Source organism: Streptococcus sp. 400_SSPC (assembly GCF_001072745.1).
Lineage (GTDB): Bacteria > Bacillota > Bacilli > Lactobacillales > Streptococcaceae > Streptococcus > Streptococcus xiaochunlingii.
Window position 1 is genome coordinate 37411 of sequence record NZ_JVIQ01000017.1, and the last position, 12644, is coordinate 50054.

The 12644-nt window shown below is 42.2% G+C and carries 12 protein-coding genes; 2 read left to right on the forward strand and 10 right to left on the reverse strand.

All coding sequences use genetic code 11. The features are described 5' to 3' along the window. Nucleotides 1–157: 157 nt before the first annotated feature. The 8 genes from ADH49_RS03305 to ccpA all read right to left on the reverse strand — a co-directional run bounded on the left by ADH49_RS03305 (nt 158) and on the right by ccpA (nt 9444). Nucleotides 158–520 (reverse strand): YbaN family protein, encoded by a 363-nt coding sequence (locus ADH49_RS03305; RefSeq protein WP_006596984.1) that lies wholly within the window; start codon nt 518–520, stop codon nt 158–160. An 85-nt stretch (nt 521–605) separates the two neighbouring features. Then, nucleotides 606–1415, reverse strand: coding sequence for an MBL fold metallo-hydrolase (locus ADH49_RS03310; protein WP_048689535.1), 810 nt, complete (start codon nt 1413–1415; stop codon nt 606–608). Between the two features lie 8 nt (nt 1416–1423). Continuing rightward, entirely contained in the window at nt 1424–2770 is a 1347-nt protein-coding gene (gene vicK, locus ADH49_RS03315) for a cell wall metabolism sensor histidine kinase VicK (RefSeq protein ID WP_048689538.1), read from the reverse strand. Continuing rightward, nucleotides 2763–3464, reverse strand: coding sequence for a response regulator YycF (gene yycF, locus ADH49_RS03320; protein WP_048689541.1), 702 nt, complete (start codon nt 3462–3464; stop codon nt 2763–2765). Before yycF ends, vicK begins: the two co-directional genes overlap by 8 nt. Before the next feature lie 230 nt (nt 3465–3694). Then, nucleotides 3695–5638, reverse strand: coding sequence for a threonine--tRNA ligase (gene thrS, locus ADH49_RS03325; RefSeq protein WP_048689544.1), 1944 nt, complete (start codon nt 5636–5638; stop codon nt 3695–3697). Between the two features lie 383 nt (nt 5639–6021). Continuing rightward, complete coding sequence (locus tag ADH49_RS03330) at nt 6022–7344, reverse strand: glycosyltransferase family 4 protein (protein WP_048689547.1); 1323 nt, start codon at nt 7342–7344, stop codon at nt 6022–6024. A gap of 1 nt (nt 7345) precedes the next feature. Continuing rightward, nucleotides 7346–8344, reverse strand: coding sequence for a glycosyltransferase family 4 protein (locus tag ADH49_RS03335; RefSeq protein ID WP_006597024.1), 999 nt, complete (start codon nt 8342–8344; stop codon nt 7346–7348). A gap of 95 nt (nt 8345–8439) precedes the next feature. Then, nucleotides 8440–9444, reverse strand: a complete 1005-nt coding sequence (gene ccpA / locus ADH49_RS03340) for a catabolite control protein A (protein WP_006595886.1) — start codon at nt 9442–9444, stop codon at nt 8440–8442. 160 nt (nt 9445–9604) lie between these two features. Between ccpA and ADH49_RS03345 the strand changes: the two genes are divergently transcribed. Both ADH49_RS03345 and ADH49_RS03350 read left to right on the forward strand, forming a co-directional pair. Further along, a complete protein-coding gene (locus tag ADH49_RS03345) occupies nt 9605–10687 on the forward strand; it encodes a M24 family metallopeptidase (protein ID WP_048689552.1) in 1083 nt (360 codons plus the stop codon). A gap of 24 nt (nt 10688–10711) precedes the next feature. After that, on the forward strand, nt 10712–11050 hold the full coding sequence (locus ADH49_RS03350; protein ID WP_048689555.1) for a hypothetical protein: 339 nt from the start codon (nt 10712–10714) through the stop codon (nt 11048–11050). Between the two features lie 97 nt (nt 11051–11147). On the opposite strand, the gene ADH49_RS03355 is transcribed toward ADH49_RS03350, so the two are convergent. Further along, nucleotides 11148–11597, reverse strand: coding sequence for an Rrf2 family transcriptional regulator (locus ADH49_RS03355; protein WP_023023935.1), 450 nt, complete (start codon nt 11595–11597; stop codon nt 11148–11150). Between the two features lie 143 nt (nt 11598–11740). Further along, entirely contained in the window at nt 11741–12583 is an 843-nt protein-coding gene (locus ADH49_RS03360; protein WP_048689558.1) for a metallophosphoesterase family protein, read from the reverse strand. Nucleotides 12584–12644 lie beyond the last annotated feature (61 nt).

The window sequence follows — 12644 nt, forward strand, 5'->3', positions numbered from 1 at the left end:
ACGTTACTACTTTCTTTCTTCATTTATGCATCTGGATTGAATCCTGTGACCTATTCCGTCCAAAAGATACACCCCTCTATTATACCAAAAAAGAGTGCGTCTCGCACTCCTTTCCCTTGTTTTCAAGATAGGATTTAGGACCTATTCTGTCCTTATATCATTCTTCTTTATCCGGAATCACTTTGAACAAATAATAACTGATAAAAATAGTTAATCCCAGTAGACCTAATTTTACAAACCAGAGTGGTGCCAGGTAAATGGAAATCCCCATCAAAAGATAAATTTGTAGAATAATTCTTTTTTTCCGCTTTTTTGAGATCGACTTGGTTTCCCGATAATCCGCTACATAAGTTTGGTACAACTTGGTCCCATGCAACCATTTTTCAAAGCGTTGAGAACTCTTGGCAAAACAAGCCATAGCTAATAAAAGAAACGGGGTCGTTGGTAAAATAGGTAATGGAATCCCAATAATCCCTAATCCTAAGGAAATAAACCCTACTGTTATATACACATATTTCAAACTAACTGCTCCTATCCTTTCCACTCATTTCAAGCCTACACTACTGACCTAAAAAGGAGATGAGCTCATCTCCTTTTTTAATCATCTAGATATCTACTAATGGAGTCGCTGTATCTGGAGATGTATCCAAGACGTCAAAATCATGCCCCACTGCTAGATCTGCTCGAGCCAGTTGATTAACCATGGTCATATGGGCCAATTCCTTGATATTGTTTTCCTTGGATAAGTGGCCCAGATAAATCTTTTTGGTCTTATTGCCTAGGGTCCGAATCATGGCATCTGCGCCATCTTCATTAGAGAGGTGACCCAAATCGGATAAGATCCGTTGCTTTAATCGCCAAGCATAAGAGCCTGCCCGTAGGATTTCTACATCGTGGTTGGACTCGATCAAATAGCCATCTGCATTTTCAACAATCCCTGCCATTCGATCACTGACATAACCTGTATCCGTCAGCATGACAAAACTCTTCCCATCTTTCATGAACCGGTAGAACTGGGGAGCCGCAGCATCATGGCTGACACCAAAACTTTCCACATCCAAATCCCCGAAGGTTAAGGTCTTGCCCATTTCAAATAAATGTTTCTGGGAGTCATCGACCTTCCCAAGGTACTTGCTTCCCTCCATGGCCTTCCAGGTAGCTTCATTGGCGTATAGGTCCATCCCGTATTTACGAGCTAGCACACCAACGCCATGAATGTGATCCGAATGTTCATGTGTGATTAAAATAGCATCAAGATCTTCGGGTTTGCGATCAATCTCTGCAAGCAAACCTGTAATTTTCTTCCCGGACAAGCCTGCATCTACTAGAATTTTCTTCTTAGGAGTCTCTAAGTAAAACGAATTGCCACTCGATCCTGAAGCTAAAATACTATACTTAAACCCTTTTTCATCCATTAGTTTTCTTATTCATCCTCATTATCCCATCCATCATCCAGGATAGCATCTTTATCATATGGTAGGACAATCGTGAAAGTAGAACCTTTTCCATATTCACTCTTGGCCCAGATAAATCCTTTGTGTTGCTTGATAATTTCCTTGGCAATGGCCAGTCCTAAACCAGTCCCACCTTGGGCGCGACTACGTGCCTTATCCACGCGATAAAAGCGGTCAAAAATTCGTGGCAGGTCCTTTTTAGGAATCCCTAAGCCCTCATCCGAAATAGAGATAATCAACTGGGCATCTGTTGTTTTCATCCCCACACGAATTTCCCCACCATCTGGGGAATATTTGATAGCGTTATTTAAGATATTGTCTAAGACCTGTGTCATCTTGTCTGTATCAATTTCAACCCAGACAGGAGAAATTGGATAATCACGAACAATATCATATTTCTTCTCGCCAGCCTGGTTCTTCATCTTATCAAAGCGGTTCAAAATGAAGGTGATGAAGGCTGTAAAGTTGGTCAATTCAACATCCAATTGACTGGTTTCATTATCGATCCGTGAAAGACTTAATAGATCCGTCACCATCCGCATCATCCGGTTGGTCTCTGTCAAAGATACTTTGACAAATTCCGGTGCAACTGGCTCCGTAATGGCTCCGTCATCCAAGGCTTCCAAGTAAGATTTAACACTGGTCAGTGGTGTTCGGAGTTCATGACTAACGTTGGATACGAATAAACGACGTTCCCGCTCTTCCTTGTCCTGTTCGGTTGTGTCATGCAAGACGGCAACCAGACCAGAAATAAAACCAGACTCTCTCCGAATCAAAGCGAAGCGAACCCGTAAAGAGATGTACTCCCCATTTTCATCCTGCGAATCGATAGTCAATTCTGGAACATTGGTAATCAAGTCACGCAGTTCATACTCTTCACTAATGCCAAGCAGATCTAGAATACTGATGTTCATGACCTCTTCTACCACAACATTGAGTTGTTTAGCAGCCATTTCATTAACCAAGATAATCTGCCCCCGACGATTGGTCGCTAAGACCCCATCTGTCATATAGGAAAGAATACTGGTCAAGCGCTTGGTTTCCTGTTCCAAATTTTCATGCGTCAATCGAATCACTTCAGATAAATCATTGATATTGTTGGAAATCTCTGTTAATTCAGGACCCCCTTGTAAATCAATGATATCCGAATACTCTCCAGCAATCAAACTCTTAATTTTATCATTCAACAAGCGTAGCTTCATGTTATCCCGACGATTTTCTAGGATCAGTAAGGCTACCACGATAATGAATCCAAGAGTGATTAAAATAAAAACAAAATTATAAGAGGTCATGACTTCTTTGATGTGATTAATCATTATTTCTCATATAGTAACCGACACCACGGCGCGTTAAAATATACTCTGGACGGCCAGGAATATCTTCGATTTTTTCACGCAAACGTCGAATCGTTACGTCCACTGTCCGAACATCACCAAAATAATCGTAGCCCCAGACTGTTTCCAGCAAATGCTCACGAGTCATGACTTGGCCTACATGGGTTGCCAAGTGATAGAGCAACTCAAATTCGCGATGGGTCAACTCAAGCTCTTTGCCCTTTTTCTGAGCAAGGAAGGCATCCGGAATGATTTTCAAATCCCCAATCACAATCTCTGAATCTGATGTAGACTCTGTTTGTGATTCTACCGTTAGTTCTGTCCGACGCAATAAAGCTTTTACGCGAGCTTGAAGCTCACGATTTGAGAATGGCTTGGTCACATAGTCATCCGCCCCAATTTCAAGACCGATAACTTTATCAAATTCGGTATCTTTGGCAGAAAGAACAATAATCGGCACATTACTAGTCTTCCGAATGGTACGCGCCACTTCCAAGCCGTCAATTTCAGGAAGCATGAGGTCCAAAATCAAAATATCTGGGTTCTCAGCTTCGAAAACAGCCAGTGCTTCTTTCCCATCGAAGGCAGTCAAGACTTCATAGCCTTCTTTGGCCATATTGAATTTTATAATATCCGAAATCGGCTTTTCATCATCTACAACAAGAATTTTCTTCATACATGTACCTACTTCTATTTTTTCTTTGCTTCTTCAAATCTCTGTCCTTTCATTATAGCAAATTTCTTTGAAAAATGGGAGTTATACTTTGATTTGTAAAGAAAGAGAAAGAAAAAGGTTATGCAATGGAAAAAATAATTATCACAACATAGGGGTCACTAAAACAGCGCTTGAATAGTTATTTTCAATCCACAAAAAAAAGCTAGGTTAAAGCCTAGCTTTTCTATCTGTTAGTTTGCTACACGAGATTTATTGGCAATATCTGCAAGAATCAATTCTACAAATGCATCTACTGGCATTGTTTCTGTTTCTTTTTGTCCATAACGGCGAACGTTTACGGCTTTCTCTTCCATTTCCTTGTCACCAACGATCAATTGGTAAGGAATTTTTTGAGTTTGAGAAGCCCGGATCTTGAACTGCATTTTTTCATTGCGCTCATCCACATCTGCACGAACCCCACGGTCACGAAGTTTCTTAGCTACTTCCCAAGCGTAGTCCACATGTTTTTCGTTAGAAACTGGAATAAGAGTTACTTGGTGTGGTGCCAGCCATGTTGGGAAGGCACCCTTGTAGTTTTCGATCAGGATCGCTGTGAAGCGTTCCATCGTTGAGATAACACCACGGTGGATCATCACTGGACGGTGTTCTTCCCCATCCGCTCCGATGTATTTAAGGTCGAAGCGTTCTGGAAGCAAGAAGTCAAGCTGGATAGTAGAAAGAGTTTCTTCTTTACCAAGGGCAGTCTTCACCTGAATATCCAATTTTGGTCCGTAGAAGGCTGCTTCCCCTTCTGCTTCAAAGTAGTCCACGCCCATTTCATCAAGAGCAGCACGAAGCATGGTTTGGGCATTTTCCCACATCTCATCGTTATCAAAGTATTTGTGAGTATCTTGAGGGTCACGAAGAGAGAGGCGGAAGCGGTATTCGTTTAGGTTGAAGTCCCCATATACATCAATAATCAACTGAAGGGCACGTTGGAATTCTTCTTGGATTTGTTCTGGAGTCACAAAGAGGTGACCGTCGTTAAGAGACATCTCACGCACCCGTTGGAGACCAGTCAAAGCACCAGATTTTTCATAGCGGTGCATCATTCCGATTTCAGCGATACGGATTGGCAATTCACGGTATGAGTGAACATGGTGTTTGAAGACTTGGATGTGGTGTGGGCAGTTCATTGGACGAAGGACAAATTCTTCACCGTCTCCCATATCCATAGTTGGGAACATATCTTCTTGGTAATGATCCCAGTGACCAGAAGTCTTGTAAAGTTCTACAGAAGCAAGTGGTGGAGTGTAAACGTGTTGGTAGCCAGAAGCCAATTCTTTGTCGACGATGTAGCGTTCCAACTCACGACGGATAGTAGCCCCGTTTGGCAACCAGAATGGAAGACCTTGACCAACCTCTTGAGAAATCATGAAGAGGTCAAGCTCTTTACCAAGTTTACGGTGATCACGTTCTTTGGCTTCTTCACGCATTTGAAGGTAGTTCTTCAAGTCTTTCTTGTCGAACCAAGCTGTACCGTAAATCCGTTGCATCATAGCATTGTCGCTATTACCACGCCAGTAAGCACCAGCTACATTGAGAAGGTGGAAGATTTGAATGCGACCTGTTGATGGCACGTGTGGGCCACGGCAAAGGTCAACGTACTCACCTTGACGGTAGATGGTCAAACCACCTTCGTCTTCTGAGTGCTCTTCAATCAATTCCAATTTGTAGGGATCGTTTTTGAAGATTTCACGCGCTTCGTCTTTAGACACTTCTTCACGGATTGATGGGAAGTTTTCTTTAACGATTTTTTGCATTTCTTCTTCGATGCGAGGAAGGTCTTCGTTAGAGATTTGACCAGCTTCATTGTCAGTATCGTAGTAGAAACCATCTTCGATCGCTGGACCTACACCCAAATGAATGTCTGGGAAGAGGCGACGAGCGGCTTGGGCAAACAAGTGTGCTGCTGAGTGGCGCAAGATTGGAAGAGCATCTTCGTGATCAGGTGTCACGATTTCGATGCTTCCATCTTCAGTGATAGCACGAGTAGTGTCGATGAGTTTGCCGTTAAATTTACCAGCAAGGGCTTTTTTAGCCAAAGAATTGCTGATGGATTGAGCAATTTCAAAAGTTGTCACGCCAGATTCGAATTCACGAACAGCGCCATCTGGGAAAGTAATCTTAATCATAATCTTCTCCTTATAAATTTTTAAATATCTTAGTTATAGTGAAACTCTTTTTGATTTCTTCATCAAAAAAACAAAAAAGCGACCTCCTCGAAAGGACGTCGCAACGTGGTTCCACCTTCATTTATGTTCCTCAAAAAAGAGGAACACCTCTGATTGGCTCTAACGTGGCCACCGTTTTATGTTTGCATAAAAAGTTCACCGAGTAGTCCCAAACCTATCCTCTACGCGATTTCCAGCCCCACGCGCTCTCTTTTAGATTTCCTAGATTTGATATGTCTCTGACTAGTATTATAGCACGATTGAAATATTTTGCAAGAGGAAAAAGCTTCCTATCCCCTATGCCAGGAGCCTTACTTTAGGCCCCCTAGCTTTTGAGATGAACTCTAATCCAATAACTTGGTAATGTTGCGAATCTTTTTCACCTGTTTAAAGGAACCCTTCATGATTCTCACAGACCCATTCACAGGCATAGCGATAACTTTTTTTGGAATTTTCACAATAGACTTGGTCACCCGTTTGGTACGGCTTTCCTCAGGATGACGTTCATTATAAAAATCTTTCGAAATAATGGCATCCAGATAGAACTCATAGACCCTGCGACCAAAATTTGTCGAAGAAATTTCATAAAGCTTCTCCTCCCACTTAGCCTCATCTTTTTCTGGTGTGGCTAAGGTCGCTTCTAAAATAGCTGCTGCCAAATCTTCTTCCTGGTCATACAAGATTCCGAACATCCGATCATTGATTACATTATCTAAGTAAGGATTACTTTGAGCAATTAGGGGGGTCCCACTAGCGATACTCTCTAAATAGGTCAAGCCTTGCGTCTCACTAGTCGAAGCTGAAATGAAGAAATCTGCCGCCTTATAGTAAAGAGCTGTTTCGTTTGGTGGAATCATTCCTGTGAAGACGACCGCATCTGACACACCAAGCTTGGTCGCTTGTTTTTTTAAATCATCTAGATAAGGCCCATCTCCAGCCACAATCAATTTAATATGCGCATTTTCTTCTAACACTTTAGGCAAGGCCGCAATAACGGCTTGGATATTTTTCTCGTAAGAAACCCGTGACAAGCTCAAGAGCATGATTTCACCCTCTTGAATGCCTAATTTTTCACGAAGGGCTTGCGTCTCCACTTGTGTGATTTCAGGTCGTTCAAACTTCGCCAGCTCAATTCCTGTCGGAATAATCCGTTTTTCAGCCTTGACCTTATAGTTCAGCAAGAGGTCATAGACAATCTCACTCGGGCAGATGACCCCATCCAAGTCATTCATATAACCACGAACAATATATTTGACCATACTTGGTCGGATAACCATCCCCTTGGCAATATAACGCACATAATCTTCATACTGGGTATGATAGGTATGAATTACTGGAATCCGAAGCTCCTTAGCAATCCAAACCCCGAGTAGTCCTAAAGAAAACTCTGTCTGTGTATGGATCATATCCAGTTTGTATTGTTTGGCAATGGCCAAAGCCTTGGTAAAGCCGCGATAAGCAATCCGCCGATCCTTAAAAGCAAAGAAAGGGATACTTGGAATGCGGATAATTTGCCAGTCCTCATAGCGGTTGACATCCTTATCCGTCGTCGTAAAGATAAAAACAGTATGTCCCAACTTCTCCAATTCTGTTTTAAGGGTTCGAATACTGGTCGCAACCCCCGATACCTGCGGAAAATAAGTATCTGTAAATAATCCAATACGCATATTACATCTCCAATACTTGCTGATAGGCTTTCACTAGTTGATCCGCTACCAAATCAATTGAGCGACTTTGAGCTACTCGATCCCCTGCATCGCGCTTGTCCACTTGACCAGACAAGACTTTTTCAAGAGAGTCCACAAACTCATCCACTGAATGACACAATTCTGCCGACTCTTGGTCCACCCAACCATGATAAACTGGAATATCCCGGAGGACGACATGCTGGTGACCCGCTAAGGCCTCTAGGACAACAATCCCTTCCGTTTCCTCATAAGATGGGAAGAAGAAGGCATCCGCACCTGTCATAGCACCTTGGAACACAGCTCCCTTAAAATAGCCAGGGAATTCAACATTGCTCGGATGATCTTTCTCGACCAGACGACGAATAGCCCGAGGGATTAACCATTTATTAATCGACCCCAACCAAATAAAGCGGACATCTGGCATCCGACGAGCCACTTCTACAAAGTCTTCAATCCCTTTTCGTCTAAAGTAGAGACCCGCACATAAAACGACCTTCTCTCCTTCTTGGATATTAAAGTGCTTCCGAAAAACCTCTTCTTTTTTGGGATCTTTTTTATATTTAGACAAATCAATCCCATTAGAAACAGCGACAATTGGAGTCTTGACCCCGTAGGACTGAATCAGTTGTTTCGAATACTCTGAAGGGGTAATAATAAAATCGGCTTTTTTATACATATGAGCCAAATATTTGCCAAATAAGGGAGCAAACAAATTGGACCCAATAAATGAATTTTGGAAATCTTCCCGTGTGGAATGTCCATGCATAATGACCTTTTTCCCTCGACGTTTGGCAGCATGCAATAGCAACAAACTCCGAGGACCATAAGTATTAATATGAACCACATCGTAGTCCCCTAAAATATCTGTGGTGTAGGGGATTCCAGCCAAATCCAAGGCATGCATCTGGTGTTGGAGAGCTCGACCGATCCCCGATTTTTGTAAAACGGATTTTCCTTCTAAATACAGTAATACTTTCATACCCTCTATTATACCTAATTTAGCAGACCCCTTCAAGTTTTACCGGAGATTCATGCAGAGACAAGAAAAAAGGAAGCCTTGGCTTCCTTTGATTTTTACTTCTTCGTAGTCCCACGATGATTGATGGTATGGGCAAGAAGAACTTCTCTTTCTTCCAATTCTTCCTTATGCATAATTTTTGTCAGCATCCGCATACTGATAGCCCCCAAATCATAAAGTGGTTGGCCAACAGTTGAAAGATTTGGACGAGTGTAGCGTGTAATTTGTGAATCATCACTGGTAATCAACTCAAAATCTTCCGGTACGTTCACACCTTGATCAGCTAGACCATTAAGCAAACCTGCTGCCAATTCATCCCCAGTTACAAAGGCTGCTGTTGCTTTAGATGCAATGATGCGTTCAGCCAAGTTATAGCCTTCTTCATAGCGGTACTTAGACTCAAAGACCAAGCCTTCACTGTAAGACAATTTTTTTGCTTTCAAAGCATCTTTGTAGCCAGCCAAGCGAATCTTACCGTTGATATCATCTACTAATGGTCCACTTACAAAAGCAATCTTTTTATTTCGTTTAGCCAATAGTGTAACCGCGTCTACTGTCGCTTGCTTGTAATCGATATTGACACTTGGCAATTGATGTTCGACATCAACTGTCCCAGCAAGGACCACCGGTGTCCGAGAACGAGAGAATTCTGAACGAATCTTTTCTGTCAAGTGATAACCCATGAAGATAATCCCATCGACCTGTTTTGAGAAAAGAGTATTGACAACAGAAACTTCTTTATCATCGTCTTCATCGCTGTTGGCAAGGACGATGTTGTACTTGTACATTTCAGCAATGTCATCGATTCCCTTTGCCAGAGTAGAGAAATAACTATTGGTAATATTTGGAATCACAACACCTACCGTTGTGGTTTTCTTACTCGCAAGTCCACGAGCTACTGCATTCGGACGATAGTCCAAACGTTCAATGACTTCCAATACTTTTTTACGAGTATTTTCCTTAACGTTCTTATTTCCGTTCACGACACGGCTAACAGTCGCCATTGAGACACCCGCCTCTCGGGCAACGTCGTAAATGGTTACAGTATCGTCTGTATTCATATTACTTCCTTTCTTTATTGAAAATTTCGTTTTCAGTCTTCTATAACAACTATTTTATCACTTATTGTAAACACTTTCAAGCATTTTAACATCTTTTTGCAAACTCTTGATTTTTTAGGGAAAATCTGACAAAATATTATCAATAGAAAGAAGGTAGCTTATGTCTAAATTAGATCAAATTGTAGCATTTCTTGAAACCGAAAAAACGGATGTTGCTGTTGTATCCGATCCTGTCACCATCAATTACCTAACTGGATTTTACAGTGATCCTCACGAGCGTCAGCTCTTCTTGTTCGTTTATCCAGACCATGAACCGCTTCTTTTTGTCCCTGCTCTTGAGGTAGAACGGGCGACTGCAGTTGTGGATTTCCAAGTGGTAGGGTATGTGGATTCTGAAAATCCTTGGGAAAAAATCAAAGGGGCTAGCGCTAATCCAGAAGCCAAAACGGTCGCTTTGGAATTTGATAATTTGATTTTGACCAAGTACCATGGACTTCGTTCAGTCTTTGAACAAGCAACATTTACCAATCTCAGCCCTCGGATTAACCGGATGCGCTTGATCAAATCTGCTGATGAGATCCAAAAAATGTTAGTTGCTGGTCAATATGCAGATAAGGCTGTCAATATGGGATTTGACGCCATTTCTCTGGATAAAACTGAGACGGATATCGTCGCAGAAATCGACTTTGGCATCAAACGCTTGGGCTATGAAATGAGCTTTGAAACTATGGTCTTGACTGGTAACAATGCAGCCAACCCTCATGGCATCCCAGGAAGCAACAAAATTGAAAAAGATGCTCTTCTTCTCTTCGACTTGGGCTGTATGGTGAATGGCTATGCTTCAGATATGACGCGAACAGTCGCGGTTGGAAAACCAGATGATTTCAAAAAAGAAATCTACCACTTGACTTTAGAAGCTCAGCAGGCTGCCCTAGATATGATCAAACCGGGTGTAACGGCGCATGAAGTAGACCGTGCTGCCCGAAGCGTCATTGAAAAAGCAGGTTACGGCGAATACTTCAACCACCGCCTCGGACACGGTATCGGAATGGATGTGCATGAATTCCCTTCTATCATGGAAGGAAATGACATGGTCATCGAAGAAGGCATGTGCTTCTCAGTCGAACCAGGCATCTACATCCCTGGAAAAGTCGGAGTTCGGATTGAAGACTGTGGCTATGTCACAAAAGATGGCTTTGGCCTCTTTACCGAAACCAGCAAAGACTTGCTCTATTTTGATTAAGTTAGAAACTAAGGAGATTGTTGTATGATTGTTTGGCGTGGTAAAGGCTTGCTCGTTCCCCTTGCTCTTATGATTGGAGGAGCTTTGGCGAATATGATTTATTCCTTCCTGCATCTTAATGTAAATAAGAGTACAGATAGTATCATCTTAGGATGTATGTTGGGGATTCTTGCTGCAGCAGTCAATTATTTGCTAACAAAGAAATTTGTTTCCGATCAAGTTCGGTATCTGATTGATGAGGAAACAGGGCAACGCATTGCTTTCCGCGATCGTTCTTCCTTCATGTTCATTCCTAATCGTTACTGGACATGGATTTTTGCAATTGGATTTATTCTAGTCAGCTTCGTAGCCCTAGTGAAGTAAAGCTAGAAGGAGTGTTGCTATTTTACTCAATGAACACAAAAAGCCTTTCAGTCTATACTGAAAGGCTTTTTTATTTCAAGTTTCTTACAGACTCAAATCAAGAAACGGTTGCTAGCTCCATCTGTTTCTTGGTTTGCTCCACCACTTCTTTGAGGCTGGTCTGAGCCATTTCCTTTTCCATGGCCAATTGAATCTTTTCCAGCTTCCCATCTAGGACGCCATGGATGCTATTTCCAATCGGACAAGCTGGATTTGGATGCTCGTGGAAACCAAATAATTGACCAGTCTTCCCAAGGCATTCAACCGCCTGGTAGATATCTAACAAACTAATAGCTTCCAATTCTTTGGCCATCTCGGCCCCACCTGTTCCACGCGCTACATGGATCAAGCCTGCCTTTTTTAATTGAGACAAGGTCTTTCGAATAATGACAGGGTTCACCCCAACACTGCCAGCAATCATATCACTGGTCACCTTGGTGCAATCTCCTTTTAAAGCAATCATGACTAATACATGGGTTCCAATGGTGAAACGACTTGAAATTTGCATGGATACTCCTCTCTTCCATCTAGATAGGGATGTCTTAAACTGGATCTAAAGCCATCAGTAACTAGACACATTTACTCTTCAGACGTTAAAATTCTTTCTTTTAGTCTATTATACCCTTATTTGTTGTAATGTCAACTGTTACACTAATTGAAAAAGTCTCTCAACCATGCGTCTACTTCTACATTGTGTCCCTCTCGCTGGGCTATTTCATGTAGAAGCTCATGATTATGGGTATGGTGGATCCCATTGACTAAACTTTCATAGTAAACTTGGAAGTAAGGGAGTTTCAGATCCTTAGCGAGCTGGAGTTCTTTCTCAATGTCATAGGACACCCGCCGAAAGTCAACATCTTTCAAACCCGATTCATCAAACTCTAGAATAGCATACATGGCCCGGAGATCCTTTCGAAGATTGGCTTGCAAAAAGAAGGGTTGGCCGATGGAACCTGGATTCAAGATGAGCTCTCCACCACTTCCATATCGGAAAAACTGTTGGTGGATATGACCATAGACTGCTAGATCACAAGGGGGATTGGTTACGAGGCGATCAAAATCTTTCTGGTCTCCTATATGGATCAATTCGCGTCCCCAGTTTTTGTCTGGCAGATGATGGGTAATGCCCACTCTTAAGCCGGAAACTTCCCGATGCACTTGCATGGGCAGACTTTGCATGGCCTCTATCTCTTCTGGACGAATTTCTTCTAAGATATACTGACAATGGCGCATCAAATAACGGTGACTAGCCCTTGATGGATCCAGCATCCCCTTCATCGCTCGCCACAAGCTATCTTCCCAATTTCCTAAAATCTGTACGGTAATGGGCAATTCTTCAAGTAGGTTCAAAAGATGTCGTCTACCAGTTCCCGGCATAAGGACATCCCCTAATAACCAGTATTCTTCTACACCTGCCCGCTTGGCATCTCCAAGCACAGCCTCTAAAGCAGTTGTATTCCCATGTATATCCGAAAGCAAAGCAATTTTTGTCATGTCTCTTCTCCTTCTTTCATTATACCAAAGCTCTAAAAAACTTCCACCCTAGGGTAGAAGT

Coding starts and splice junctions, on each gene's coding strand:
- ADH49_RS03345 (WP_048689552.1), top strand. CDS start 9,605: ATGTCTAAATTAGATCAAATTGTAGCATTTCTTGAAACCGAAAAAACG.
- ADH49_RS03310 (WP_048689535.1), bottom strand. CDS start 1,415: ATGGATGAAAAAGGGTTTAAGTATAGTATTTTAGCTTCAGGATCGAGT.
- ccpA (WP_006595886.1), bottom strand. CDS start 9,444: ATGAATACAGACGATACTGTAACCATTTACGACGTTGCCCGAGAGGCG.
- ADH49_RS03350 (WP_048689555.1), top strand. CDS start 10,712: ATGATTGTTTGGCGTGGTAAAGGCTTGCTCGTTCCCCTTGCTCTTATG.
- ADH49_RS03335 (WP_006597024.1), bottom strand. CDS start 8,344: ATGAAAGTATTACTGTATTTAGAAGGAAAATCCGTTTTACAAAAATCG.
- yycF (WP_048689541.1), bottom strand. CDS start 3,464: ATGAAGAAAATTCTTGTTGTAGATGATGAAAAGCCGATTTCGGATATT.
- thrS (WP_048689544.1), bottom strand. CDS start 5,638: ATGATTAAGATTACTTTCCCAGATGGCGCTGTTCGTGAATTCGAATCT.
- vicK (WP_048689538.1), bottom strand. CDS start 2,770: ATGATTAATCACATCAAAGAAGTCATGACCTCTTATAATTTTGTTTTT.
- ADH49_RS03355 (WP_023023935.1), bottom strand. CDS start 11,597: ATGCAAATTTCAAGTCGTTTCACCATTGGAACCCATGTATTAGTCATG.
- ADH49_RS03360 (WP_048689558.1), bottom strand. CDS start 12,583: ATGACAAAAATTGCTTTGCTTTCGGATATACATGGGAATACAACTGCT.
- ADH49_RS03330 (WP_048689547.1), bottom strand. CDS start 7,344: ATGCGTATTGGATTATTTACAGATACTTATTTTCCGCAGGTATCGGGG.